This is a genomic window from Anaerolineae bacterium (genome assembly GCA_013178015.1).
Lineage (GTDB): Bacteria > Chloroflexota > Anaerolineae > DRVO01 > DRVO01 > Ch71.
This window is the reverse complement of record JABLXR010000007.1, coordinates 1-25532: the sequence shown is the minus strand read 5'-3', so window position 1 is coordinate 25532 and position 25532 is coordinate 1. Positions and strand designations below refer to the sequence as shown.

General features: G+C 66.5%; 23 protein-coding genes and 1 tRNA gene. 10 read left to right on the top strand and 14 right to left on the bottom strand.

Annotated elements, in window-relative coordinates; all coding sequences use genetic code 11:
- Window positions 1–36 precede the first annotated feature (36 nt).
- Window positions 37–972 (bottom strand): hypothetical protein, encoded by a 936-nt coding sequence (locus HPY83_03635; protein NPV07041.1) that lies wholly within the window; start codon window positions 970–972, stop codon window positions 37–39.
- A 218-nt stretch (window positions 973–1190) separates the two neighbouring features.
- Between HPY83_03635 and HPY83_03630 the strand changes: the two genes are divergently transcribed.
- Window positions 1191–2201, top strand: a complete 1011-nt coding sequence (locus HPY83_03630) for a zinc-binding dehydrogenase (protein ID NPV07040.1) — start codon at window positions 1191–1193, stop codon at window positions 2199–2201.
- A gap of 48 nt (window positions 2202–2249) precedes the next feature.
- Here the strand turns inward: HPY83_03630 and HPY83_03625 are convergent, their stop codons facing one another.
- A complete protein-coding gene (locus HPY83_03625; GenBank protein NPV07039.1) occupies window positions 2250–3548 on the bottom strand; it encodes a hypothetical protein in 1299 nt (432 codons plus the stop codon).
- Window positions 3549–3772: 224 nt separating this feature from the next.
- On the bottom strand, window positions 3773–4849 hold the full coding sequence (locus HPY83_03620; protein NPV07038.1) for a DUF2961 domain-containing protein: 1077 nt from the start codon (window positions 4847–4849) through the stop codon (window positions 3773–3775).
- A 142-nt stretch (window positions 4850–4991) separates the two neighbouring features.
- Here HPY83_03620 and HPY83_03615 point away from each other — a divergent pair, with 142 nt between their 5' ends.
- The 8 genes from HPY83_03615 to HPY83_03580 all read left to right on the top strand — a co-directional run bounded on the left by HPY83_03615 (window position 4992) and on the right by HPY83_03580 (window position 13912).
- The gene (locus HPY83_03615) at window positions 4992–5795 is read left to right on the top strand and encodes an SAM-dependent chlorinase/fluorinase (protein ID NPV07037.1); all 804 of its coding nucleotides are present in this window, start codon (window positions 4992–4994) and stop codon (window positions 5793–5795) included.
- Between the two features lie 25 nt (window positions 5796–5820).
- Window positions 5821–7101 (top strand): UDP-N-acetylglucosamine 1-carboxyvinyltransferase, encoded by a 1281-nt coding sequence (gene murA, locus HPY83_03610; protein NPV07036.1) that lies wholly within the window; start codon window positions 5821–5823, stop codon window positions 7099–7101.
- Window positions 7098–7262 carry a hypothetical protein gene (locus HPY83_03605; GenBank protein ID NPV07035.1) on the top strand — a complete coding sequence of 55 codons (165 nt, stop codon included), beginning with the start codon at window positions 7098–7100 and terminating at the stop codon, window positions 7260–7262. The genes murA and HPY83_03605 overlap by 4 nt, the downstream gene beginning before the upstream one ends.
- Window positions 7259–8233, top strand: coding sequence for a UDP-glucose 4-epimerase GalE (gene galE, locus HPY83_03600; protein NPV07034.1), 975 nt, complete (start codon window positions 7259–7261; stop codon window positions 8231–8233). Before HPY83_03605 ends, galE begins: the two co-directional genes overlap by 4 nt.
- A gap of 4 nt (window positions 8234–8237) precedes the next feature.
- Window positions 8238–9209: a galactose-1-phosphate uridylyltransferase gene (galT, locus tag HPY83_03595; protein NPV07033.1), complete on the top strand. Its 972-nt coding sequence runs from the start codon at window positions 8238–8240 to the stop codon at window positions 9207–9209.
- 145 nt (window positions 9210–9354) lie between these two features.
- Window positions 9355–10527, top strand: coding sequence for a glycosyltransferase family 4 protein (locus HPY83_03590; GenBank protein ID NPV07032.1), 1173 nt, complete (start codon window positions 9355–9357; stop codon window positions 10525–10527).
- A gap of 236 nt (window positions 10528–10763) precedes the next feature.
- A complete protein-coding gene (locus HPY83_03585; GenBank protein ID NPV07031.1) occupies window positions 10764–11579 on the top strand; it encodes a prolipoprotein diacylglyceryl transferase in 816 nt (271 codons plus the stop codon).
- An 11-nt stretch (window positions 11580–11590) separates the two neighbouring features.
- A complete protein-coding gene (locus HPY83_03580; GenBank protein ID NPV07030.1) occupies window positions 11591–13912 on the top strand; it encodes a DUF4131 domain-containing protein in 2322 nt (773 codons plus the stop codon).
- Between the two features lie 36 nt (window positions 13913–13948).
- Here the strand turns inward: HPY83_03580 and HPY83_03575 are convergent, their stop codons facing one another.
- From HPY83_03575 to HPY83_03525, 11 genes are all read right to left on the bottom strand, one after another.
- Window positions 13949–14923, bottom strand: a complete 975-nt coding sequence (locus tag HPY83_03575; GenBank protein NPV07029.1) for a transketolase family protein — start codon at window positions 14921–14923, stop codon at window positions 13949–13951.
- Window positions 14920–15756 (bottom strand): transketolase, encoded by an 837-nt coding sequence (locus HPY83_03570; protein NPV07028.1) that lies wholly within the window; start codon window positions 15754–15756, stop codon window positions 14920–14922. The genes HPY83_03575 and HPY83_03570 overlap by 4 nt, the downstream gene beginning before the upstream one ends.
- 42 nt (window positions 15757–15798) lie before the next feature.
- A complete protein-coding gene (gene trpS, locus HPY83_03565; protein ID NPV07027.1) occupies window positions 15799–16782 on the bottom strand; it encodes a tryptophan--tRNA ligase in 984 nt (327 codons plus the stop codon).
- Window positions 16783–16845: 63 nt separating this feature from the next.
- Window positions 16846–17232: a holo-ACP synthase gene (gene acpS / locus HPY83_03560; GenBank protein NPV07026.1), complete on the bottom strand. Its 387-nt coding sequence runs from the start codon at window positions 17230–17232 to the stop codon at window positions 16846–16848.
- Window positions 17233–17302: 70 nt separating this feature from the next.
- The gene (locus HPY83_03555) at window positions 17303–18301 is read right to left on the bottom strand and encodes a flippase-like domain-containing protein (protein ID NPV07025.1); all 999 of its coding nucleotides are present in this window, start codon (window positions 18299–18301) and stop codon (window positions 17303–17305) included.
- A 39-nt stretch (window positions 18302–18340) separates the two neighbouring features.
- A complete protein-coding gene (locus tag HPY83_03550; GenBank protein ID NPV07024.1) occupies window positions 18341–18586 on the bottom strand; it encodes a hypothetical protein in 246 nt (81 codons plus the stop codon).
- A 222-nt stretch (window positions 18587–18808) separates the two neighbouring features.
- Complete coding sequence (locus HPY83_03545; protein ID NPV07023.1) at window positions 18809–19864, bottom strand: bifunctional phosphoglucose/phosphomannose isomerase; 1056 nt, start codon at window positions 19862–19864, stop codon at window positions 18809–18811.
- Window positions 19854–20723, bottom strand: a complete 870-nt coding sequence (gene rsmI / locus HPY83_03540) for a 16S rRNA (cytidine(1402)-2'-O)-methyltransferase (protein ID NPV07022.1) — start codon at window positions 20721–20723, stop codon at window positions 19854–19856. Before rsmI ends, HPY83_03545 begins: the two co-directional genes overlap by 11 nt.
- The gene (locus tag HPY83_03535; GenBank protein NPV07021.1) at window positions 20724–21494 is read right to left on the bottom strand and encodes an AAA family ATPase; all 771 of its coding nucleotides are present in this window, start codon (window positions 21492–21494) and stop codon (window positions 20724–20726) included.
- 307 nt (window positions 21495–21801) lie between these two features.
- Window positions 21802–23685 carry a DUF2723 domain-containing protein gene (locus HPY83_03530; GenBank protein ID NPV07020.1) on the bottom strand — a complete coding sequence of 628 codons (1884 nt, stop codon included), beginning with the start codon at window positions 23683–23685 and terminating at the stop codon, window positions 21802–21804.
- A complete protein-coding gene (locus HPY83_03525) occupies window positions 23682–24605 on the bottom strand; it encodes an asparaginase (GenBank protein ID NPV07019.1) in 924 nt (307 codons plus the stop codon). Before HPY83_03525 ends, HPY83_03530 begins: the two co-directional genes overlap by 4 nt.
- 314 nt (window positions 24606–24919) lie before the next feature.
- Between HPY83_03525 and HPY83_03520 the strand changes: the two genes are divergently transcribed.
- Window positions 24920–24991: transfer RNA gene (locus HPY83_03520), tRNA-Gly, on the top strand.
- Window positions 24992–25532: the final 541 nt, after the last annotated feature.

The window sequence follows — 25532 nt, the reverse complement described above, 5'->3', positions numbered from 1 at the left end:
CTGGTAGTGCGCAGGGTCAGAAAGGACTCCGGCGGCTCAGCGGCGACAGGCGATGCCGGCTATTCTCTCCGGGGCCTCCCAGAACCGCCGCCACGAAGCACCGCTGTCGCCGCTCACGTAGAGGGCGCGGTCCACGCAGGCCCAGGCGGTGCCGTCGGGTGAGAAAGCCAGATGGTAAGTGTCTATGTTCCTGACCGTGGACCGGGGGAACTCGCCCTCAGCCAGGGCCCAGGTGAGCCCGGCGTCCTCGGTCCGATAGAGCTGCCCGTGCACGTCGGTTCCGGAGGGCCCGTCGCTTACGGTGGCCAGGGCCACTTCGGGCCACTTCGGGTGCACGACCACGGCCCGGCCGTACCTCTGGCCCAGGTCTGTGGCCCGATGATGCCAGGTGCGTCCTCGGTCCTGGCTGAGGTACACGGCCAGGAAGGTGTTGGCGTAGACGATCTCGTCGGAGGCGGGGCTGGTGTTCACCTGGTGCACGTCCTCGTGCAGACCGGGAGTCACCGGCGCCCAGGTTGTGCCCCTATCTTCTGACCGCATGATGCTGCCTACGTGAATATCGGCGTAGACCCAGCCGTCGTTGGTGCGGGCCAGGCTGCGCAGGGCTGCCGGCCCGCCCCAAGGAGTATACCATCTCGGCCGCACGGGCAGGGCGGCAAAGGATGCGTTGCGCCGGGCCGGCTCGCCGTCTTCCGTAAGGTAGTACAGGTGCGGCGCCTCGGTGCCGATCAGCAGCTCGATCGGAGACTCGTGCAGTAGCATGAGGGACTCGATGGGCTCGGCAATGCCGGACGCCACTCGGCGCAGACCCTCGCCCTGCAGCAAAACGACGTCACCGTTCGCCAGAGCCACTATGCCGACCCTCGACCCTTCCGCCACGCGCCGGATGCCCCCGCCTTCGAACGCCAGGGAGGGAGGACAAGAGCCGTCGTCCTCCAGCCGATACACCGAGGTCCTGGTGGCAATCAGCATAACAGCCTCCTCACGCGCAGCCATGTGATAGCACTAACAGGAAAGCTCCGGGCCAGGCCCGCCAAGATAGCGCCAGTGTAGCATAGAGGGATGGCCTTGTCTTGGGCGCTACGGGGACGACCGGTCGGGGGAAGTCGTGCTGGCGGCCGATGCTGGAGTGGGTATGATGAGGCGGCGGCCGATGGGCCGCCGACCTGCAGAGGGCAGGAGGGGTACACGTGCAGACAGCGCGAGCGGTGGTGTTTCCTGGAGCGAGGAAGGTGGACCTGGAGACGGTGGAAGTGCCATCTCCGGGCGAGGGGCAGGTGCTGATCCAGACTCGGTGCACTCTCATCAGCACCGGTACCGAGTTGACGGCGTTTGGAGGGGAGTTCCCGCCGGAGTCAGCGTGGGCGAACTACGTGCGGTACCCTTGGCGACCCGGCTACTCCAACGTAGGGGTGGTAGTGCAGACGGGCCCGGGAGTAGAAGACGTGGGAGTCGGCCAGCGGGTGGTCAGTCACGGAGCCCACGCTTCGCTGGTGCTGCAGAACTGGAGCCAGGTGCAGCCGGTTCCAGAGGGGGTATCGGACGAGGAAGCTGCCTTCTGCACTCTGGGAGTCATCAGCCTCAACGGAGTCCGGCTGTCCCGCCTCCAGTTAGGGGAGAGCGCCGTGGTCTGCGGTGTAGGTCTGGTGGGGAATCTGGCAGTACAGCTGGCGCGCAAGAGCGGCGGCTGGCCGGTGGTGGCCCTGGACCTGTCGGAGGCCCGGCTGGAGATGGCGGCGGCTCACGGTGCCACGCACACTCTGCAGGGAGACGCCGGGGCGGCCCGAGAGGGGCTGTTGGCGCTCAACCGAGGGCGGCTGGCGGACGTCGTATTCGAGGTGACGGGCAACCCGAAGGTGATTCCAGGGCTCTTTCGCCTGGCTCGCAGACTGGGCCGGGTGATACTCCTGGGATCGCCCCGCGGCAAGACCGAGGTGGACTTCCACGACGAGGTCCACACGAACGGCCTGCACGTGATTGGGGCTCACAACAGCACCCACACCCCGGTAGAGACACCCTACAACGTATGGACGCTGCAGCGCGACGGGGAGCTGTTCCTGGATCTGGTGGCTGCCGGCGAGGTCCGGGTGAACGACCTGGTGACGGAGAGGTTCGGTTGGCGCGAGGCCCCTGCCGCGTTCGAGATGTTGTGGAAGGACCGCGCTCGGTCTATGGGAGTGATGTTGGACTGGACGGGCTGAGCGGCATGGCCCTACGACGGTGCCGTCGGGCAGCCGGAGGGCTGTGCCTCAGCTCACCACTGCCGAAAGGTCGGCCACGTATACCCGGCGGGTGCCGTCCGGGCAAGCATTGAAGGCGATGCGTCTGTAGGCTCGGTCCCACGCGGGATGGGGATCCACCCGCAGTTCTTTCCTCGGGCCCTCGAATGGAGGCACGACGCCGATGCGGACGAGGGCGCGATCGCTCCGGTCCCGCAGGTCAACCAGGCGGATAGGGACAGTACCATCGCCATAGGCGAGGGGCTCGTCGGGGTAGGCGTCGGTGAGGATGTGGCGCCCATTGGGGTGCAGGGTGGGGTGACCCGACCCCGGCACGCCGCCGGCGATGTCACGCAGCTCGCTGCCGTCGTACCGGGCGGCCACGAAGCGCAGGCCGCTCCCGTCGAGGTTGAGGTTCATCAGCACCCTCTCGCCGTCAGGGCACCAGTTGGGGTGGTGGCCGCCCCTAGACCACCGATCGGCGGGGACCGCGATGCGGATGTGGCTGGCGTCTCGATCCATGGTGACGACCATGCGCTCCATGCGGGCGGTGTCCCCCGGCGAGGGCAACCAGCGCAGGACGAGCATGATCCGGGTGCCTTGGGGGCTCCACTTGACGTGAGCGCCGTGATAGGAGCCGCCCGGGTGAGTGGAGGGGTCCAACGGGCGAGTGGCCTCGACGATTTGAGCCAGCGACACCAGGAGGCGGCGCTCGCCCGTCTCCGTGTCGGTGAGAAAGACACCATCATCGTCTGGGGCGCCGACATTGATGGGGACGGCTTGCGGCGGGGCCAGCACGCCGTAACCGGCCTGGGTGGCTCCCGTGCGCAGGAGGCAGGGGCTGAGGGCCTGGGTGCCATCGGGGGAGACCATGTAGACGGGGCCATCCAGCCGCGTCATCTGACCACTAATGGGGTCCATCTTGACGCCGAAGGGGGTCCAGGTGGCTGTGTCCATGTCGTTGAAGAACAGCTGGGTATCATCGGCGCCCCACTGGCACTGGGCGCCTAGCTGGGTGTCCCAGCCCCGGGTCTCGGCCACCGCCCGCTGTTCGCCCGCTTCCAGATCCACGAGGACCACCTCGGCCACGTCGCCGGGCCGGGGGAGCCGGACCTCGAAGGGAAGGCGGGTGAGGGCCAGGTAGCGGCCGGAGGGGCTGAAGGGGGAAGTGTCGAAGAACCGGTGTATCACCCTTCCGGTGCCGGGTGTGGCGCACCAGACGGGCACCTGGGGCTCGTAGAGCCGGTAGCTGGGGAAGTGGTGGGTGAGTGTGAACAGCACAGTACGCGAGCCTCCCGAGGGGTGATGGCGTCCCGCCACGAGACGCATGGTCGTGATGCGGAAGGGTAGCGTCTCTGCCCGAGGCCGTCAACGGGTGAGGCTGAGCGGCGCGCCCGGGGCGACCACCGGGCATCGCCCCGCGCCGACGAGGCACCGGTGTTGTAGGGGCGAAGGGCGGGGCTTCGGGCTGGCGCCCTCCGCACCGCCCCTAGGGGGGACTCTGGGTGCACGCCGGCTGGCCGCGTCGCCGTCGACGCGGCCAGCCGGCCGGGCTACCTGGGCAGAGCACGGCGGTCCTTGCCCGGCCAGCGCTCCAGGCCGCCGAAGCTGTAAGGAAGGCGATCCTCGAAGGAGCCCAACTCCGGTAGGGGCTCCCGGCGGTCCACCTGGTACCAGTAGGCGGTGCTGGTCCAGTCGCCCTGGCGGTCGTTGGCGTGACCGTGCTCGATGGAGAACAGGAGGGACTTCTCGAAGTACACCGGGTCCTGGATGTGGAAGCGGTACTGGGAGTGCTTGCCAGTGTAGTCGGCGTTGCCCTTGAAGTGATAGCCGTAGTAGGGGGTGCAATAGGGCCGGTGCAGCTGGTTGTAGTTCCAGGCGCCGCAGAAGTAGTCCTCGGTGCCGGTGCCGTGCAGGCTCGGGGGCCAGGGCTCGCCGTCCACGAAGAACATGTCGTCGCCCTCACCCCACCAGCCGGTCTCGTCGGTGTCCACGTGCAGGCAGCAGCCCACGTAGTGCCCTCTGCCGCGGACGTCTAGGACGACGTAGTTGTCTTTGCCGGTAGTGTTGAGCCGATCCTCCCGGCCCCGGGCATTGGGGCCGCGCTTCTCGCCCTGGTCGGTGACCAGCCGGCGGCGCCAGTGGGCATGGAAGCGGGCCAGGTCTGAAGGCGCCTCGTCCCACTCCTGGTAGTCGAGGTAGAAGTAGAGGAAGCTGTCCTCGTCGGAGTCGTTGGTCACGGTGACCCGAGCGCCGCGGGCGAAGGGCATGGGGAACCAGCAATTGAGGCCCAGGTAGGAGGCCTGCAGGGGGAGGCACTCGAAGTAGGTGGCCTTGGCGTGGCCGAGGCCGAAGAAGTCCCCCAGGGGGCAGAGCACTGAGGGTGTCTCCTCGCCGTCCCAGTAGAAGCGGAGGACCAGGCGGCGGAGGTTGTTGTCGGTTTCGCGGGTGGTCATCCAGATGTGGCGGATGCAGCCGGCGCCCTCGGTCTGGCCCAGGGTGACGGTCTGTCCCGCGGGGATGGGCCAGTTGTCGGCGTTGCCGCCGGTGGTGTCGTAGGAGGACCAGCGGCGGGAGCGGATGCCGGAGCGGAGGCGGGCCAGGTCGCTGAGGGAGGCGGTGGGGTTCATTTCGGTACTCCTTGATCTGTGCCGGTGTGCTTGCGGGCGAGGGTGCGGTGGCGCCCGTGGGGGATTATAGAGGGGTGGCGGGTGGGATCAAGAGCAATGTCGTCGGGCTTACTCGCTTTGACGCCTGGTTGCCCGAGGGCTAATATCCTTCCTCGGAGACCGCCCAGTGAGGCCAATCGTGCTGCTTACCGACTTCGGCACCTCGGATGGCTACGTGGCGGCCATGAAGGGCGTCATCCTCTCTCTACTGCCCCAGGCCCGGCTGGTGGACGCCGCGCACGACATCCCGCCCGGGTCGGTCTCCTCCGCTGCCTATGTGCTATACAGCTACCTGGACCAGTTCCCAGCGGACACGGTCCATCTGGTCGTGGTGGATCCCGGCGTGGGCACGTCTCGCCGGGGCCTCATCGCCCGCGTCGGTCGGCAGTGGTTCGTAGGGCCGGACAATGGCCTAGTGTCGCTGGTGTGGGACGGGGGTGAGGTCTTTGAGCTGAACCGCCCGGAGCACTGGCGGATGCCCATCAGCGCCACTTTCCATGGGCGCGACGTGTTCGCTCCGGTGGCGGCGAAGCTGGCCGCGGGGATGCTTCCCGACCGGCTCGGCACCAGAACCGCACAACCGCCGACAGTGACCCTATCGCTGGGCGTGGAGCGGGGGGCGGACGGGGGAACCCTGGTGGCTCGGGTGGTCCACGTGGATCGGTTCGGCAACTTGATCACGTCGGCCCGGTCGCACGACCTTCCTCCGGCCTTCACGGTGCGGGCAGGAGGGGAGACGGTGTGCGGCCCTGGCCGGACGTTTGCAGACGTCCGAAGCGGGGACCTAGTGGCCTACGTCGGAAGCCGGGGACTGCTGGAGGTGGCCGTCCGAGACGGCAGTGCTGCCACGCGAGTGGGGCTGGGCATAGGCGATAGCCTAGAGATACGCGAGCGACGGTGTGGGTAGTTCCCCACTGGTCGGAGGACAATGCATGGCCAAGCTGGTGATAAATGGTGGCTATCCGCTCAAGGGTGAGGTGACACCCAGCGGCAACAAGAACGCCGCTCAGCCTATTCTGGCAGCCACGCTCCTCACCGATCAGCCGGTGACGGTGTCCAACCTCCCCGACATCCTGGACGTGCGCACGGTGCTCGACTTGCTGGAAGACGTTGGCGCCAGTGTGGAGCGGCACGATCCTCACACGGTCACCGTGTGCGCTGCGGGGGTGAACAAGACCCGGCTGGAGCTAGAGGCCGCTCGGACCATAAGGGGCTCCATCCTGTTCGCCGGGCCCCTGCTGGCCCGCTTCGGGCGGGCCACCGTCTGTGTCCCTGGGGGTTGCGCTATAGGACGCAGAGGTGTGGGAACCCACATGAGGGCCTTCGAGGCCCTGGGGGCTAGGGTCCGGGTCAACGGCGGGTACGAGATGCACGCCGACCGCCTGCGAGGGGCGGACGTGCTGCTGGATGAGGCCAGCGTGACTGGCACGGAGAACGCCATCATGGCTGCCTGTCTGGCCGAGGGCCACACTACTCTGCGCAACGCCGCCTCGGAGCCCCACGTACAGGACCTATGCCATTTCCTGAACTCGCTTGGCGCACGGATCACCGGCGTGGGCAGCAACGTACTCCACATCGAAGGGGTGAGCCAGTTGGGCGGAGGGCAGTGTCGGATCGCGTCGGACCACACCGAGGTGGGTAGCTTCATCGGCCTAGCGGCGGTGACTCGGGGCGAACTGCGGATTAGGGATGCGGTGCCGGAACACATGCGCATGACGCGGCTGGTCTTCGATCGTCTCGGGGTGCGCACAGAGGTGGACGGGGGCGACATCGTGGTGCCTGCCGATCAGGAGCTGCGGGTTGAGGCCGCCTTCGATGGCAACGTCCCCAAGATTGACGACGGCGTGTGGCCGGCCTTTCCCAGTGACATGATGAGCGTGGCTCTCCTGGTCGCCACTCAGTGCCGGGGGACGGTGCTGTTCTGGGAGAAGATGTTCGAGAGCCGCATGTTCTTCGTGGATCGGCTGATCGCCATGGGCGCCAGCATCATATTGTGCGACCCGCACCGGGCGGTGGTAGTGGGCCCATCGGCGCTTCACGGGGAAGAGCTGCAGAGCCCGGACATCCGCGCCGGTGTAGCCCTGCTGGGCGCCGCCCTCTGCGCCCGGGGACGAAGCACTATCGGCAACATCGGGCAGATAGACCGGGGCTACGAGCGCATTGACGAGAAGCTGCGCGCGCTGGGAGCGCACATCCAGAGGGTGGAAGAGTGAGCCGCCGGCCCGGGGAGAGCGCCGATCGGAAGGACGGCCAGCCCCAGAGCCAGGAACCACGCCCACGCCTAGTGGGCAAACGCGTCGAGCGCACCGATGATGGCCGCTATGTGATCCTGTACTACTTCGAAGATGAGCCGGACCGGGAGCAGCGTCGGTGAGGGTGCTGGTTACCGGCGGTGCCGGCTACATCGGGAGCGTGGTCACCGCTCGGCTGCTCGAGCACGGCCACGAGGTGACCGTGCTCGACAACCTCAGCACCGGCCACCGGCAAGCCATCCCCGTTGGAGCCCGATTCGTGCATGCCGATCTGGCCCAGCGCGAGGCTCTCCCCGGTATCCTGGAGCGGGAGGGAGTCGAGGCCGTCATGCACTTCGCCGCCAACATCAAGGTGGGCGAGTCCATGAGGCTGCCCATGAAGTACGTGGGCGACAACGTTCGCAACGCGCTCAACCTCCTGGATGCGGTCGTCACTCTGGGGCTGAAGCGGTTTATCTTCTCCTCCACCGCCGCCCTGTTCGCTGCCTCCGATGAGCCCATCGGGGAGACCGCTGCTATTGCCCCCTCTAGCCCTTACGGCGAGTCGAAGCACATGGTGGAGCGAGCCCTCCGCTGGCTGGATGCCACTGTGGGGCTGCGCTACGCTGCCCTGCGCTACTTCAACGCCGCTGGGGCCTGGGGCGGGTTGGGCGAGGACCACAGGCCGGAATCCCACCTGATCCCTCTGGTGCTGAAGGTAGCGCTGGGCCAGGCGGATCAGGCGCTCATCTACGGGGACGACTACCCTACTCCAGACGGCACCTGCGTCCGAGACTACATCCACGTGGCCGACCTCGCCGACGCCCACATTGCCTGCCTGACCGCCCTGGATCGGTCGTCGTGTGCATACAACCTAGGCAACGGGCGCGGCTTCTCCGTTCGGGAGGTAGTAGAGGTGGCGCGCCAGGTGACCGGGCATCCGATTCCCGCCCGCGTGGCGCCGCGGCGGCCGGGAGATTCTCCTTGGCTGGTGTCCGATTCCTCGCGGATCAAGAGAGAACTAGGCTGGAGTCCCCGATACGTCGAGTTGGAGAGGATCGTGGCCACTGCCTGGGAGTGGCACCGGGCACATCCCTACGGTTACGGAGACTAGGCCGGTGAGTGAGCTACGCTGGAATCCTCTGCTGGAGGAGTGGGTCATCACCGCCAGCCATCGCCAGGAGCGCACGTTCTTCCCTCCGCCGGGCTACTGCCCCCTTTGCCCCACCCAGCCCGGAGGGTTTCCCACCGAGGTGGCGGAGCCGGACTACGACGTAGTGGTACTGCAGAACAAGTTTCCCTCCCTTCGACCGGAGCCGGCAACGCCTGCCGTGGCCGGCCACCTCCTTACCCCCGTTCTGCCGGCCCAAGGGGAGTGTGAAGTGGTCCTCTACTCGCCCCGCCACGAGGCCACCCTGGTGGACCTGGGTCCAGCGACGGTCTACAAGCTGGTGCAGGTGTGGAGAGACCGGTACCAGGAACTAGGGGCACGCAGCGAGATTGACTACGTGTTCATATTCGAGAACCGTGGCCCAGAGGTGGGCGTCACCCTGACCCATCCTCACGGGCAGATCTACGCCTTTCCCTACGTGCCACCGGTGGTTCAGCGCGAACTGGCAGCCATGGAGAGGTACTGGTATCGGGAACGTCGCTGCCTTCTGTGCGACCTGCTCCGGCGCGAGATCGAGGACGGCGTGCGGCTGATATCCCACTTCGGCGAGTTCCGGGCGGTGGTGCCCTTCTACGCCCGCTTCCCCTACGAGGTACACGTCCTGCCCGAACGGCACTTGGGCAGTCTCTCCCAGATGAGCCCGGAGGAAGACTGGGGCCTGGCCCAGGCCATCCACGACGTGGTGGCCCGGTACGATGCCCTCTACGATGGTCCCATGCCCTACATGATGGTGCTGCATCAGAACCCGTCGGACGGGGGGGCCTACCGGCACCATCACTTCCACTTGGAGTTCTATCCCTTGCGGCGCAGCGCCGATAAGCTCAAGTACAGGGCCGGCTGCGAGACCGGCGCCGGTACCTTCATCACCGATGCCCTGCCGGAGACCTGGGCGGAAGAACTGCGCCGCGCGGGGGGATAGCGGCCAATACTGCAGAGGGGAAGGGAAGATCATCGCCAAGACTGCAGAGAGCGCCGAGAAGGGCGTAGAAGGGAGCACTGCGACGACGAGCCGACGCGGCAGGCTCGGCGGCGGCAGTGTCGGTCACCTCGCTGGTCGCTTGCTGGTGTCGCTGCGATCAGAATCCGGCATCTTGGTGGGGGTGAACGCCTACTTCTTGGGTCACCCTCACACCGGCTCGGGGCAGTACCTGAGTCAACTGGTGCGGTGGCTGCCGGAGGTGGCGCCCGACCTGGACCTGCGGCTGTATACCCTGGCCGGGACAGCTGTCAGCCCTGACCTGGGTCGGCTGGTTGAGCCGGTTGAGGTGCCGCGTGGCCTCGCTGGCAACTGGGCCAAGCTGTACTTCGAGCAGGTAGCCTTCCCCCGCCGGGCTCTGGGACAGGGGTGCCAGCTGCTGTTCGTCCCATACCTGGGCCCCCCCATTCTTCACCCCGACACAAGCGTAGTCACGGTGCACGACACAATTCCGCTACTGCTTCCTCAGTACCGCCACGGCGCCCTGGCACGGGCGTACTCTCTGCTGGTGAGGGCAAACGCGCGACGAGCCCGTTTGCTGTTGGCGGATTCCCGCTGGACCATGCGCGATACGGTCCAGCTGCTCGGGGCCCCGCCAGGGCGCATTCGGGTGGTGTCCTTGGGCGTCAGCGGCGACCTGGTGCCGGTGAGGGACGGGAGCGAGGCGGCCCGAGTCCGGGAGCGGTACAGGCTTCCGGCCGGCTACGTTCTCTACATGGGTGGGTTCGACCGGCGGAAGCGGATGGACGTGCTTCTGGCCGCCTATCGCCTTCTAGCCCAAGCCACTCCGGCAGCGCCGCCTCTGGTGGTGGCGGGGCGCCTCCCCGAGCGGGTAGGGCCGGCCGTCACGGACGTGCGCCGGTTGGTCCGAGAGTCGGGGCTAGAGGACCGGGTCATGCTCGTGGGGCCGCTGGACGAGGCGGACAAGGCCGCCGTACTGTCGGGCGCGATGGCGTTCGTCTTCCCCAGTGAGTATGAGGGCTTCGGCCTACCGCCGCTGGAGGCCATGGCCTGCGGGGTACCGGTGGTGGCAGCGAACGCTTCCGCGGTGCCTGAGGTGTGTGGAGAAGCGGCCCTGCTGGTGCGACCGGGTGACGCCGCTGCTCTGGCGGAAGCGTTGGGGCGAGTGGTGAACGACGCCGACCTCCGGCGAAGGATGTCCCGGGTGGCACGCGCCCGGGCGGCCGGGTTCAGCTGGCAGGCCACGGCTCGCCTTACCGCGGCGGCTCTGCGCGAGGCGCATAGAGGGGATAAACACTAAGAGCCGAGGACGCCCCGACCTCGGCTCTTAGTCCTTTAGGAGGAGAAGAGAGGTGTCTGCCGTCGAACAGACGTCTTCACGCCGACAAGGCCAGTATACGCCTGGTCGGCTTGTGTTTCTTGACGATTGGCGTACGTGTTTCATACGATGATGTCAGTCTTCTTTGACATTCGCTTGCGGTCCTTTCTGGTCGGGCGGTGGGCAGCGCCCGCCAAGAGGAACCCCCGGGAGGGACGATGGTAGATCCAGTGCTGGTGCGGCTCGGCCCCTTTGCCATCCGCTGGTATGGCGTGTTGGTCATTGGGGGTGCGGTCTTGGCGGCCTACTTCTCCGCCCGTGGCGCTAAGCGGCGAGGCCAGAACCCGGAGTACGTATGGGACATGCTCATCTGGGTCCTGTTCCTGGGGATCGTGGGAGCGCGGCTGTACCACGTCTTCTCGAGCGCTGAGGGCCAGGTGGGGTGGGAGCACTACCGCCAGCACCCGCTGGACGCGCTCAAGATCTGGGAGGGAGGGCTGGCCATCTACGGTGCCCTTGTGGGAGGCTTCGTCGGGCTGGCAACGTACTCGTGGTACCACAAGCTCGACCTGGTACTCTGGATGGACATCGTCTTTCCCAATGTCCTGCTGGCCCAGGCGATTGGGCGCTGGGGCAACTTCGTCAACCAGGAGGCCTATGGTCCGCCCACCGACCTGCCCTGGGCCATCTACATCTCGCCTCCGCATCGACTCCCGGGGTACGAGGAGTACAGCCACTTCCATCCCGTCTTTCTGTATGAGTCCATCTGGGCCTTCGCCGGGTGGGTCCTACTGGGGTGGCTCTCGCGGCGCTACGGGCACCGGTTGAGGAAGGGAGACCTGACGGCGCTGTACTTCGTCTGGTATCCCGTTGGCCGATTCTTCACCGAAGGTCTTCGGGTGGATGCCTGGAAGGTGGGCGGGATGCCCACCGCCCAATGGATCAGCCTGGTGGCCGCCGTGGCGGCTATCGGGTTCCTGGTGGCCCGACGCACTGTCCTCAACCCGGTCGGGGCGGATCCGCAAGCTCGCTAGTAAAGGCCGTGGTGACCTTGCTGCAGGCCTGCCTGGTCGCCCTGGCGGGAGTGGGGATCGGCCTGGCGGAGAACCCTCGGCCGGAGGTCCTGGCGGTCGGCGGCCTGGCGGCGTTCCTTGGGGCGGTGGTGTCGTGGCGAGCCGGAAGGCTTCGGACGTCTCGCTGGTTGCTGCTGGCGGCGGTAGCAGCGCTGGGGGCGGGACGCGGCGCCGCGACGGTGGCTGCTCTCCCATTATCCAACCCGTACGCGGACTCGGGTACGCGCGAGATGCTCTGCCGCGTGATCTCGGATCCTGGACTGGACGGCCTGTGGCAGCGCTATACCTGCAGTGTGTTGCAGGTGGACGACTCGCCTGTGGCGCCCTGGTCTGCCGCCGTGACGGGCAGGCCCCTTATCGGTTTGCAGTACGGCGACATCGTGCGCCTCACCGGCAAGCCCCGCACTCCGACCCTGGGCGTAGGCTCGGGTTACCGGGACTACTTGGCCCGGCGCGGTGTCTCGGCCGTGATCCGGGCCGACGCTGTCGAGTTCGTTGGCCCTGGTTCCGTGTCGCTGCGACGAGTTCTATTCGGTTTGAGGCGACGGGCCCTGGATGGGCTCCTGGAGGCGGTGCCTGAGCCTGAGGCCAGCTTCCTCTCCGGCATTGTTCTCGGGACGGCCGAGGGGCTACCACAGGGCGCAGAAGAGGACTTGCGGCGCTCAGGTCTGCTGCACATCCTGGTGGTGTCCGGGTTCAACGTGTCGATCATGGCGGCGGCAGTGGTGGGCCTTCTGCGCCGTCCTCTGGGGTGGGGTGTGGCCTTCGGCGCCGCCGCCGCTCTGTGCCTGGGGTACAGCGTCCTCACCGGCGGCGACCCGCCAGTAGTGCGGGGCTCGGTGATGGTGCTGCTGGCCGTAGGGGCCCAGGTGGTGGGCCGGCCGGGGCACGGGTGGACGGCGCTAGCTCTGGCGGTGGGAGCGATGGCGCTGGCCAGCCCGCTGCTGCTACTGGAGCCGAGCTACCAGCTATCGGTGGCCACCTCGGCGGGCATGCTCTGGGCACAAGGCCGGAACTGGCGCCTCTGGGCCGGACTGCGGCCGCTTGGCCCCATGGCCTCAGCGATGGTGACGACGTTGGCGGCGCAGGTGGCCAGCCTGCCCATATCGGCTGCTCACTTTGGCAGGCTGCCAGGCCTGGGCCTGCTGTCCAATGCCCTGGTGCTGCCGCTTCAGCCGGCACAGATGATGGCCGCCTTGGCGGGGGCCGGCTCGGCCCTGGTCGGGCCGGCGCTGGCCCAGTTGGTCGCCCTGCCTGGCTGGGCGCTCGCTCGGCTCACCCTTGGTGTCGCACACCTGGCGGCCAGAGTGCCACTGGCTTCGCTCGAATGCCCTCCCTGGAGCCCGGCCGCGGTGACTGTCTACTACGGCGTCCTGCTGCTCCTCGTGTCCGGGCCCAGACGGACACTGGGCCGGTGGCTGAGCGCCCTCAAGGCCTGGCGTCCTCCCCGCCGTCTGCCGCTCTGGGTGGTCGGTACGATACTGACTGTGGCAGTGTGGGCGGTGGCCCTCCAATTGCCGGATGGGCGGCTGCACCTGGCGTTCCTGGACGTGGGCCAGGGTGACTCGATACTGATCACTACTCCCAGCGGGCGCAGGGTGGTGGTTGACGGTGGTGCCGACCCGGATGCGCTGCGGGGGTATCTAGGTCGGGCACTTCCGGTGTGGCAGCGCCACTTGGACGTGGTCCTGCTTACCCATCCGGACTTGGATCACATGGGGGGTTTGCTCGGCCTGGTGCCCAGGTACTCAGTGGGCCTGCTCCTGAGCCCGGCCGCTCCGGTGCCGACAGCCTGGGCCCGGCAGTGGGAGAGCGTGGCCGACAGGTCGGTGAACGTCACAGTGGTGGCGGCAGGTCAGATCGTGGACTTGGGCGATGGCGTAGAGCTGCAGGTGCTCTATCCGCCTGCCACCGGATGCCCCGGATGGATCATCTCCGACAATGACTGCTCCGCGGTGGTGCAGGTAAGCTATGGCGAGGCGACAGTTCTGCTAACCGGAGATGCCGAGTGGCTGGTGGAGCAACGCCTGATCGCTGAAGGGGCGGCGAAGCCGTCGTGGCTGCTCAAGGTTAGCCATCATGGATCGGCCAGGGCCACAAGCGACGGACTGCTGGAGGCGCTCGGGCCCGGCCTAGCGGTGATCTCGGTGGGCGAGAATCGTTACGGACACCCAGCCGCCGAGGTTCTGGAAAGGCTGCGCCTCAGAGGCATCCAGTGTCTGCGAACGGACCAGCTAGGCACCATCGAGATAGTGACGGACGGGGTCCGGTACTCGGTGCGCGCTCACCGGTGATTCCGGACGCCGACCGAGGCAGAGGCCCAACAGTGGCTAACGGGGTCTCTGCTTGTGGGAAAGAGCTTCGCGTGCCTTCTGGGCGATATGGTCGGCGGTGAGGCCGTACCGCTCCAGCAGGGCGTCGGTGGAGCCGCTGGTGGCATAGGTGTTGTCCAGCCCCACGAAGCCCATAGGCACCGGGTGGGTGCGAGCGGCCACCGTTGCTACCTGCTGGCCCATTCCCCCGGCCAGAAGATGCTCCTCGGCGGTGACGATGCAGCCCGTCTCCCGGGCGGCGGCCTCTATGGCCTCCTCGTCCAGCGGCCGGATGGTGTGCATGTCGAGCACGCGGGCCTCAATGCCGTCCTGGGAAAGGAGGTAGGCGGCCTCCAGTCCGGCGGCCACCATGAGACCGCTGGCGACGATGGTCAAGTCGCCTCCGTCGCGCAGCCGGTTGGCCCGGCCCACGACGAACTCCGATTCGGGCTGGTAGACCACCGGGAAGTCGGGCCTGCCAGTGCGCATGTATGCCGGGCCCTCCGTCTCCACCATGTGTCGGGTGAGGGCGCGGGCGGCGTGCTCGTCGGCGGGGCTGAAGACGGCGAACCCAGGAAGGGCTAGGGCCAGGGCCACGTCCTCGATGCCCATCTGCGATGGACCATCCTCCCCGATGCTTATGCCGGCATGGCTGCCCACTACTTTCACGTTCTGCCTGGGGAAGGCCACCGACATGCGTAGCTGGTCGAAGGCGTTGCACATGATGAAGCAGGCGAAGCTGGAGACGAACGCGATCTTTCCCGAGGCTGCCAGCCCGGCTGCCACGCCCACCATGTTGGACTCGGCGATGCCCAGGTTGAAGAAGCGATCGGGAAACTCCTTGGCGAAATAGCCAGTCCGGGTGGAGTTGTGGACGTCTCCGTCGACCACCACGATGTTCGGGTACTCGTGGCCCAGGTCGCGTAGGGCCTCGCCGAAGGCGTTGCGAGTGGCCTTGCCGATGGGCAAGCCGATGCGTGCTCCTACCTTCATGCCAGCTCCTCCAATGCCACTCGCGCCTCGTCCTGGCTCAGAGGCACCCCGTGGTAACGGCTCTGCTTCACGTCTTGCTCGATGACCCTGACTCCCTTGCCCTTGACGGTCCGAGCCAAGATCAGGCTGGGCCGATCGGTCGTGCTTCTGGCCTCGTCGTAGGCGGCGAAGACCTGCTCCAGGTCGTGCCCGTCTATCTCTATGACGTGCCACCCGAAGGCGGACCAGCGGGCCGCTATCGGCTCGATCGGCATCACCTCGGCTACAGCGCCAGTCTGCTGGTACCCATTATGATCGAGGATGCAGGTGAGGTTGCTCAGGCCGAACTTACCGGCGGCCATGGCTGCCTCCCAGACCTGGCCTTCCTGGGATTCGCCGTCCCCGATCATGACGTAGGTACGGTAGCCGCGGCCGTCTACTCGGGCGGCCAGTGCGTGGCCTACCCCGAGGGAGAGCCCCTGGCCCAGTGAGCCGGTGGAGGCCTCCAACCCCGGCACCCGGAGCATGTTGGGGTGCCCTTCCAGCGGGCTGTCTATCCTCCTGAGGGTGGGCAGGAGATCCTCGGAGAAGTAGCCGCGCATGGCCAGCACAGTGTAGAGCGCCGGGGCGCCGTGGCCCTTGCTCAGGATAAAGCGGTCGCGATCGGGCCAACAGGGGTTCTGGGGGTCGTGGCGGAGCACGCCCCCGAAATACAGGGGGATCAGGAGCTCCACCATGCTCAGCGAGGTGCTGGGGTGCCCGGAGCCGGCCCTGGTGGTAATCTCAATAATGGTGCGCCGTATCTGCAGGGCGAGCTGTCGCAGCCTCACCACGTCTCTGGTAGCGTCTGCCATGGGTGATGCCTCCTTGTGGGCCTGCCTTCCGTGCTGGCGCGCCTAACCCAGACCTATCCTCTCTTTCACCTGCGCCACTTTGGCGTCGGCGACTGGGGCTGCCCTCTCAGCGCCGCGCCTGAGGATGTCCTCGATAGTCTGCGGGTCCGATCTGAGCTGCCGGTAGCGCTCCTGTATGGGCCGGAGAGACTCTATCACCAGGTCGGCCAGTTCACGCTTCAGGTCGGCGTAACCCTTGCCCCGGAAGTGTGTCTCGATCTGCTCGGGTGACCATCCGGAGAAGAGCTGGTACACCGTGAGTAAGTTGTACAGACCGTGCCGCGCTGGGTCGAAGGTGATGTCGCGGAGAGGATCGGTGACTGCCCGCATGATCTTTCGCCGAATGGCGTCGGGGGTGTCCAAGATGTCTACGGCGCCCATGGGCGACTCGCTGCTCTTGCTCATCTTCTTGGTAGGCTCGTCCAGCGCCATGATGCGGGCGCCGGTCTCGCGCACCAGCGCCTCCGGGAGCTTGAAGGTCTCGCCGAAGAGGTAGTTGAAGCGCTGGGCGATGTCTCGGGTGAGCTCGATGTGCTGTATCTGGTCGGCACCCACCGGGACCAGATCGGTGTCGTAAAGGAGGATGTCGGAAGCCATCAGCACAGGGTAGTCGTACAGGCCGGTGCTCACCGACTCGCGTTCTTCGCCCGCCTTCTCCTTGAACTGGGTCATGCGGTTCAGCCAGCCCATGGGGGTGATGCAGTTCAGGATCCAGGTCAACTGGAAGTGCGCGGGAACGTGGGACTGGATGAAGATGACTGACTCCTCGGGGTCTATGCCGCAGGCGATGTAGATCGCTGCCACCTCGCGGCTCTTGTCGCGCAGCACCTCCGGATCCTGAGGCACGGTAATGGCGTGAGCATCCACCACGCAGAACGTGTTGTCGTACTGGTGCTGAATCTCTACCCAGTTACGTATGGCCCCCAGGTAGTTGCCGATATGCAGATTCCCTGAGGGCTGCACGCCCGAGAAGACCTTCTTCTTCACGGCTCCTCTCTCTCCCACTGCATCGTCTCCAGAGCGTACCGAATGGGGCACGGCCCGCCCCCATCAGGTCAGTATTACCACGGCTAGGGCGTACTCACTGGTGTCGGACAGGCTGACGTCTGCCTGACGGATGCCCAGACGAGATGCCAGGTCGGCGGCCGGTCCCAGCAAGCGCAGAAGGGGTCGGCCACGGGCCCCTACCAGCACCTCGATACTGTGCCAGCTCACCGGGCCTATGCCCACGCCTAAGGCCTTGGCGGCGGCCTCTTTGGCGGCGAAGCGCGCCGCCAGCGCGGCAGGCCGCCCCCGGCTATCGGCTTGCTCGGTCGGTGTGTATACACGGGCCAAGAACCGATCGCCCCAGCGGTCGCAGGCGCGGGCGATTCTAGATATCTCCACGAGGTCCACTCCCACGCGAGTACTGGAGGCACTGCAGCTGGCGAACTCCATCATGCTCATCATGCGAGGCTAGCGGGAGAGCGGGCTTGGTGTCAACTCCGCGCCCCAGCCCAGGAGCGGCTCAGGCCTCGGTGGGTTGAGGCCTGGCCGCGGCCCGGAAATCCGACCAGGAAACGCTCTCACGCCACATGTAGAAGAAGCCCAGCAGGGTGATGGGCAGGAGCAGTGCGGCATGCAGGACCAGGGTGTAGCCCGCCGCCACCGACTCCGGAACGCCGAACGCGGCCAGGGTCTTGATACCGGGAGCATCGAAGGTGCCCACGTAGCCGGGAGCGGAGGGTATGGTGGTGGCCAGGTTGACCACCGCCGTCATGAGCATGAGCACGATGAAGGGCGCGTGGAAGCTAAACCCATGCATGAGCACCCAGTACTTGGTGGTCTCGGTGAGCCAGATGAGGATCGAAGTGAAGAGGATCATGGCCAGGTGCCGGGGATGCCGCAGGGCGGACAGCCCGGTGCAGAAGAGCTCCAGGATTCCCCTGGCCCGGCTGCGCCACCGGGCCGGCACCAGCAGCGCCTCGATGCGTCCGTAGAAGCGGAGGAACACCTGAGGCCACAGAGCCACAGCCACTAACACTCCGAAAGCGACGGCGAAGGCCAGTGTGGCAGCGATCACGGTGAAGTTGAGCCAGCCGGGCAGATCCACGAAGGGCACAGCCACGAAGACAAACAGCAGCATGACCAGCCCGTCGAACACCCGCTCTACTAAGACGGTGGCGAGCGAGGCACTCACCGGCACATTGGCGTTCCTCAGAAGGACGTAGGAGCGGATGACTTCGCCGGCCCGGGCAGGGTACACGTTATTGCCCATGTAGCCGATGACGACGATGGGAAACAGGCGGCGCAAGGAGAGCGAGGCCATGGGCCGAAGCAGGTACTGCCACCGCCAGGTCCTGGCCCAGACCGCCAAGAAGTAGACGGCGACGCCGGGGATCAGGTACCAGTAGTTGGCCTGGACGAGATCGCGCCACACCTGATCCAGCGAGAGGCCACGCAGGAACCAGGCGAAGAAGACCGCGCTCACCAGGACGCCTAGCCAGACTTTCCAGTTGAATCTCATGTGACGTCGCCGCTACCTGCCGAGGCCGATCGACGGGACCTAGGCCTGCTCAGCAGTCCGCTTGAGCATCGGCCCCAGTAGCCTCTCCATAGTCATGGTATGGCTGCACACCGAGTGTCCTTGAAAGTAGTTGCACTGGCAAGACCAGTGCCCCTTGTCGTAGGTGATGATGTAGCTATCGTGATTGCCCGCGAATGATACGGTGAAGGATTCGAACGTGACTCGCTCCGGCTCCTCGGCGTACTGGCGAGCCTTCTGGATCTTCCCGATCATTCCTGAGTCCATTCCTTCCTCCCGTCAATGAGTGAACCCTGCACGCGTGTCGGGGCATCGCGACCGCCACATGCAAAGGGCACCAGAGCCGCCCCGGGGCTCTGGTGCCCTGAACATCTGCGCCCAGGCAGCACAATCATCGGGCCAGCCCTCCCGCCTTCTTCGAGCGCATAGCCCGGCCCCCTTCCCGCCAAGGGCGGGACCGAAGTGCAACCGCAGCTCCGATCTGGTGTCTCACGCCTGAGCCAGTTGCTCCTTGAGATACGCTATGGCGTCCACCGGCGTCGGATCCGAGCCGTAGAGGTAGGCCAGATAGATGCTCACGTAGTCGCCGAAGTGAATGGTGGAGAGCATGTGTTCCACCGCCGTCTCCCCCCGAGCCCATACGGAGTGACAGGGGACGCCACGTTCTTGCAGCAATCGGGCGGTGACGTCATAACGCACCTTGACCCGAGGATGGTCGAGGTCGGAGCGAAGCATGACCACAGCCAGGTTCTCCTGGGCGTGGAGCGGGTTGGCGTATCCCAACACGGCGTTGTGGTTGAGTTCGGGCATCACCTCGAAGAAGGCCCAGGCCTTGGAGTTCTCATTGAACTGGCCCTTCCACCGTCGAGCCACCTCGCTGAGAATGCCGGCGCCATATACCGCTGGCACCCGCTGATGCAGCTTCTGGGCCAGCTGCTTGGCAGCGTTGCTCTCAGTGGGCACTTCGGGGGCGATCTCACGCTGCAGGGACCGCATCACCTCCGCAGCCCTCTTGAAGTCAGGTTCGTGCATGTCTATCAGCGCCGCTGCCCGCAACACCCCGGCGATGAGCATGAAGGAGTAGCCTATGGCTGCTCTGGGAGCCGATTGATACTCGAAGGCCACGAAGGGGACGCCGGCGTCCTCGGCTCTCTGCTCCAGCTTGCCCCCCGTACCCACAGCTACGCACTTAGCCCCAACGGCGATGGCCTCGTCCAGGGCCGAGAGGGTCTCCTCGGTGTTGCCCGAGTACGATGAAGCGATCACCAGGCTGGAATCGCTGACGTAGGCCGGTATGCGATAGTCGCGCACCACCTGCATGGGCACCTTGGCGCTGTCCTCGACCAGCGTGCGCACGAGATCGGCACCGATGGCAGAGCCGCCCATGCCGAGCACGACTGCATTGCTGACATCGCGGTAACTCTCCGGCAGGTCCAGGTATTGCACCAGGTTCCACGCTTCGAGGATCTGATCGGGCAGCTCGCTAACGCGCAGGTACATGCCCCCGGGGTCAACTCGACTCAGATCCAGGCTGTCAAGCTCCATCTGACTCCTCCGATGCTGGGGTGACCGCATCTGCGCCGCTCTCATGTCGGTGTACGGCTACACCCAAGCGGTACACCTCGCCTCGAGGCCAGCCGGCTTTCGCGGCCACTTCTCGAGCCGCCTCGGCCGGGCCCAATCCCTGCTCACGCAGCGAGATCAGTGCCTTCACGACCGCTTCGCGGCTCCAGGTCTCCTCGCTGCGGCCCTCGATTACGATGGTGAACTCGCCCCGTTGCTGGCCGCGAAATCGCTCGGTGGCCTCCTCCAGCGTACCACGCCAGAACTCCTCATGCACCTTGGTCAGCTCCCGAGCCACACAGACGCGGCGGTCGCCCAGCAGATCAAGCAAGTCGGCGAGGCTTTCCTCCAGCCGATGGGGCGCCTCGTATAGGACGAGGGTGTGCTCCAACCAGGCCAGTCTCTCCAGGCGCTCCCGGCGGCGGTTGCGTTGACGGGGAGGGAAGCCAGCGAAGGTGAAGGAGTCGGTAGGCAGGCCGGAGGCGGCCAGGGCAGCGATGGCGGCACTGGGGCCGGGGACTGGCGTCACCCGGAAGCCAGCCTCGATGGCGGCCCGGACGAGGTGGTATCCAGGGTCGGAGATGCTCGGGGTGCCGCTCTCGCTGACAAGGGCCACGTCACCCTCTGCCAGAGCGCCCAGTATCTGATCTAGCCGCTGTAGGCGATTGTGCTCGTAGTACGAGATCAGGGGGGTGTGTATGTCGTAGTGGCTAAGCAGCTTACGGGTAGTGCGCGTGTCCTCGGCGGCGATGAGAGAGACTTGTCGGAGCGTGTCCAGGGCTCGTAGGGTGACGTCGCCCAGGTTGCCGATGGGCGTGCCCACCACGAACAAGCTCCCCAACTACTCCTCCAGTTGCTGGACTATGGCGCGAACCGCCTCGGCGAGTGTGGGCACGGTGAGGTAGGCGGCGCTGCCGGTGAGATCGGCCTCAATGATGTCCTCCATGAAGGGAATGAAGCCGAGCACGGGGATATCGGCTAGTTGCTCGCGCAGAAACTGCCGGTCGCGCTCGTTTCTCACCTTGTTGCCCACCGCCAGGATGTTGGTCACACCAATATCGTGGGCCAGCGCCCGCACGGCATTGGCGGTCTGAATGCTGCGCAGGCCTGGCTCCACCACCACGATGAAGGCGTCTACCGCGCTGGCGGTGGCGCGCCCCAGGTGCTCCACTCCTGCCTCCATATCCAGTATCACCACCTCATCGCGATGGAGCGTGAGATGGGTGACCAAAGCGCGCAGGAGGGCGCTCTCGGGGCAGACGCAGCCACTGCCGCCCGAGGTAACGGAGCCCATGACCAGAAGGCGAATGCCGTTGTGCTCGACGGAGAACCGCTCGGGGATGTCGTCCACTCGCGGGTTGAGGCGGAAGAATGTACCTGAAGAGCCGGGCTTGGCGCCGGTACGCTCGAAGATGAGGCTGTCCATCTCGGAGATGGGAGTGATCTGCGCTGCCAGTTCGGAAGGAATGCCGAGGGCCGCCGCCAGGTTGCCATCGGGGTCGGCGTCAATGGCGTAGACGCGGACTCCGCGCTCGGAATAGACGTAAGCCAGAGAGGCCGCCAGAGTGCTCTTCCCCACCCCACCCTTGCCGCTTACGGCGATCTTGCGCATGCCACCTCCGCCTGTATTGGAGCCATAGTAGCACCAGCCGAGGGCGGCTGTCCAGCGCCAGGTGCGGTTGGGTGCGTCTCAGAGTGGGGCCGAGTGCGAGACACGGATAGCGGCCAGAGACCCCCTGCGGCCCTCGGCCTGCAGCTCAGGCACACCGCCCGGCCGGAATGGCTCCGTGTCTGGGGACGCGGACTCCTCGAGTGGGGACCGGGCGCGGCACCGCTTTGGGTGCGGGCCTATACCTTGCCCCCAGATTGAGGTACACCGGTGCGATCGCGAGTACGAGCTGCGCTCCGGGGCGGGACCGCTACTCCGGGAGTGGTAGCTCGGCCTCCCACAGCGTCTCGGGACCGTCGTCGGTCAGGACGTAGGCCACCAACTCCAGTGAATCGGCAGCCCGTTCCTCGGAGAGAGGGAGCAGATAGGCATCCAGGCGTTCGTCCCCCGGGGACCAGGTGGAGGTGGGCGACAGCCCCCAGACGGGGGGGTGGTCGTCCTGAGCCGGACCTTGGTCAGCCCGTATGAGCGCTCCCTGGGACAGAGCCCGGACCGAGATGGATAGGTCGGCATCGAGCGGCTCAAGCAGGTGCCAGCGGATGAGGACCAACAGCGCCGGACCGCCGCAAGCGGGCGATCGGTCCCGGAGATCGAGCGCTAGTTGGGAGGGGCTCAGGGGGCCCAGGGACGCGGCGCGGGCGCTGGTTACGGCGGCGAGGCGGAGGGCCTCAGGGGCTTCTGGGGCCAGCAGCACCTCTCCTGCCGCGTGGGGCTGCCTCCATCCTGGACTCGGCAGGGCCAACGGGGCCGCATGGCGGCTCACGTGCGTCGCCGACTCGACTGCGGCCGGGTCGGTTAGCACGCGGACACGGTCGCCCTCGCCCAGCACGCTCTGCAGGTACTGGAGCGAGAGCGATTCCTCGTAGGTCACCAGGACCGACGCGATGCCGTCCGGGTCAAGTAGCTGCAGGTCGGCGAGGATGGCACGTCCAGGACAGAGGGCATCATCGTCCAGGCGCTGGCTCAGATTCGCCCGCGGCAGGTTCGTGGCCAGCCGGTCGCCTGTGCCCAGCAGAAGCAGGATGACTATTCCCGCAAGTACTAGTCTCGACCACGGCCCGTCAGCTCGGGCTCGGGGGCATCTGGAGAGACCGACTAGGCCCAGTATCACCAGAGGGTAGGCGGGCATGACCACCTGGTACCAATTGCCGAATCGGTCGACATAGGAGAAGAGCAGGTAGAGGAGGACTGTGCCCAAAAGCAGCACCGCGCGGCGACGTCCCAGCAGGCCCAGGCCGGCCAGCCCGGCCACCAGCACCGGCCAGGTGAGTTCGGCAGGCACCAGGCAGAGGTAGCTCAGGCCCAGGGGCAGGAGGCTCAGGGTCATCTCCTCGCGCCCCTGAGAGGTGCTGATGAAGTCCAGGAACCAGGCCAGGGCGTGCGGCCAGTCGCCCTCGCCCCGCCATTCCGGGTGCTGAGCTCCCCGCAGGTAGACGAAGGCGTAGGAGAGGATGGGCAGCGCGGCCAGCGCGGCCAGACTGGCTATGAGGCGCCGGCGGCGGAGAAGGTCAGGCCGGCGGGAGAGGATGAACCAGGCCAGGGGCGGCACGAGCAGCAGCGTGGTGACCAGGTTGGCGGCGCAGGTCCCCACTACGAAAGCGATCCAGCGCAGAAGGCGGTCTCGCTGGGTACGCTCCCAGCGGAGGGCGAGCAGCGCCAGGAGAAGCGTCTGAAACACGGCCGAGGTGTACTGCTCGGTGGAGACGGAGTAGTACCAGAAGAAGTAGGTGACGCCGTAGAACAGGGTTACCGCAGCGGCCAGAGGCCAGCGACCGGGGGAGAGTTCGAGAGCCAGCACGTACATGGTGGCCAGGGCGGCCAGGGCCCAGAGCGTCGAGTACAGCGACAGGATCTGTATGGGGGACAAGGCCCAGGAGAGCAGTAGCCGCCCCATCCGGAACCAGAGCCATCCCCCCAGTGTGTAGAGGGGGTAGCCGGGGGCGTTGGAGAACCGCCCCTCGACCTGAGCGTATTGGTGGGTGATGAGGTCTCCGCCCTGGAGCTCCTCCATCCGCAGCCCATCGTCCAGGGTGAAGAGGTAGAGCGTAAGCAGGGCAGCGAGGACGAGCGCGCCTGCTGCCCATTGGGCAAGGGCGACCGGCCGCTGCCTGCCGGCGCCGGCATTGGGAGTCATGGCGCCGGGAGAGCGCGAGCGGGCAGCCGACGGGGCTCCTCGTCTTCGGGGCCCAAGCAGAGGTAGGACGCCTTGTCCCCCCTGGTGGACCAGAAGGTGTGGTTGCCAGCGCGGTCCAGGGCCAGGATGTTGAGAACGAAGGGGATGCCCACATCGAGGGCGAGGGCGTCCGCCAGGGCGGAGCGCGTCGCGGCCTCTAGTTCCATTCCTGCGGAGAGCCGGATTACGACGGAGTGGGCGGTGCACAATCGCAGGGCGACCTCACCCAAGCCGGTGCAGGCAGCGGCGCCGTAGCGATCATCGGCGTAGGCTCCGGCGCCGATGATGGGCGAGTCTCCGATCCGTCCAGGGTACTTGAGGGCCCAGCCGCTGGTGGTGACTCCTACGCAGAGGCGCCCCTGATCGTCGCGGGCGATCACGTTGGCCGTGCCGCCAGGCCGGGAGTGGATGGTCCGCCAGAGGGCCTGGTACAGCGGCTGCTCTCCTGGCTGGCCTAGGCAGCGCGGGTCCAGGCCGGCTTGCCGCATGCGTTCCTCGTAGCGGAGCTGGGCCTCGGCGGCATCCTGGTTCCCCCTCTCGGCGCCGATCTCCTCAGCGAACCGGGCGGCGCCCTCGCCAACCAGGAGCAGGTGAGGCAGTTCCTTCATGACCCGGCGGGCGATGGATATGGGGTGGCGGAAGCCCTGGAGGGCACCGACCGCACCGGCGCGAAGGTGGGTACCTTCCATGATGGCCGCATCAAGCTCCACCTGGCCTAGGAGATTGGGCAGACCGCCCAGGCCGACGCTGTCGTCATCACGGTTGTCTTCGACGGGACGGAGGGCCGCTTCGACCGCCTCCTCCACTGTGCCTCCACGCCGGAGCACGGCCATGCCTTCACTGATGCCACAGGCGGTGTTGGCGGTCCCCAAGATCAGCATTGCGCCCCCCGGTGCGCCCGTCGTACGGGCTCTTGGTCGAAGGATTGTGGCCAAGGGGGCAGTTGGGGTCAAATCCTGAGGCGGGGGCTTTCGGCGTGAGGAGCGCGCTCGGGGCCAGAGGTGCGAGCGTCGGGTAGCCCGAGAGGAGGCTGCGAGCTTAGCTTGAGCCTGCCGAATCAGCCAGCACCTCGGGGCGCGGCCTCGGGCAGCTGGCTCTGGGTACGTTAGCGCCAATCATTGTCGCTGGCGGGGGGCGTGTTGCGTGTTTGATGGGGTCTTGCGGCGGAGCGGGATTGCGGTATAATGGGCTTAGTGCGGGTGTAGCGCAGCGGTAGCGCATCTGCTTCCCAAGCAGAGAGTCGAGGGTTCGAATCCCTTCACCCGCTCTCTTTGCCCCTAGGGGTAGGTGCCCTGCTCAGCCGAGAGTACTACCCCTAGTAGGTCCGGCACCGAGACGGCTTCTGTGGCTGCCAGCGCACGATGCCGTCAATGGTGTCACGATGGTGTCAAACCCAGAAGCACGAAGCCCGCCAGGTGCGCTTGTCCTGACGGGCTCTTGTCTGCTAAGCTATGCCTGTCAGTCAGTGCATCCTGACTGGCCGTGCCCTGGGCTGCTAACACCAGCGCCGGGGCTTTTCGTTTGGTAAGGTGGCCCCATTCTACTATCACTCCAGAGAGCCGTCAACTCCTAGCCCTATCCTGCTAGCTCCGAGTGCGGCTCCCAGAGTCCATCAAGACCTATCCCCCGATGGCTCTGAGTACGGCTGCCGGAAGCCATCAAACCTATCCGTGATGGCTGTGAGTGCGGCTCCCAGAGTCCATCAGAACCCATCCCCCTGGCTGTGTGTTCCTGGGAGTCCCCGTCAAACCGCCTGCACCAGGTCCATCAACACCATCCCAGCTGGCGCCCTTACCGCTTTTGCCCGT

Coding starts and splice junctions, on each gene's coding strand:
- HPY83_03635 (NPV07041.1), bottom strand. CDS start 972: ATGCTGATTGCCACCAGGACCTCGGTGTATCGGCTGGAGGACGACGGC.
- HPY83_03625 (NPV07039.1), bottom strand. CDS start 3,548: ATGCGTCTCGTGGCGGGACGCCATCACCCCTCGGGAGGCTCGCGTACT.
- HPY83_03620 (NPV07038.1), bottom strand. CDS start 4,849: ATGAACCCCACCGCCTCCCTCAGCGACCTGGCCCGCCTCCGCTCCGGC.
- murA (NPV07036.1), top strand. CDS start 5,821: ATGGCCAAGCTGGTGATAAATGGTGGCTATCCGCTCAAGGGTGAGGTG.
- HPY83_03585 (NPV07031.1), top strand. CDS start 10,764: ATGGTAGATCCAGTGCTGGTGCGGCTCGGCCCCTTTGCCATCCGCTGG.
- HPY83_03575 (NPV07029.1), bottom strand. CDS start 14,923: ATGAAGGTAGGAGCACGCATCGGCTTGCCCATCGGCAAGGCCACTCGC.
- HPY83_03570 (NPV07028.1), bottom strand. CDS start 15,756: ATGGCAGACGCTACCAGAGACGTGGTGAGGCTGCGACAGCTCGCCCTG.
- acpS (NPV07026.1), bottom strand. CDS start 17,232: ATGGAGTTCGCCAGCTGCAGTGCCTCCAGTACTCGCGTGGGAGTGGAC.
- HPY83_03555 (NPV07025.1), bottom strand. CDS start 18,301: ATGAGATTCAACTGGAAAGTCTGGCTAGGCGTCCTGGTGAGCGCGGTC.
- HPY83_03550 (NPV07024.1), bottom strand. CDS start 18,586: ATGGACTCAGGAATGATCGGGAAGATCCAGAAGGCTCGCCAGTACGCC.
- HPY83_03545 (NPV07023.1), bottom strand. CDS start 19,864: ATGGAGCTTGACAGCCTGGATCTGAGTCGAGTTGACCCCGGGGGCATG.
- HPY83_03535 (NPV07021.1), bottom strand. CDS start 21,494: ATGCGCAAGATCGCCGTAAGCGGCAAGGGTGGGGTGGGGAAGAGCACT.
- HPY83_03530 (NPV07020.1), bottom strand. CDS start 23,685: ATGACTCCCAATGCCGGCGCCGGCAGGCAGCGGCCGGTCGCCCTTGCC.
- HPY83_03525 (NPV07019.1), bottom strand. CDS start 24,605: ATGCTGATCTTGGGGACCGCCAACACCGCCTGTGGCATCAGTGAAGGC.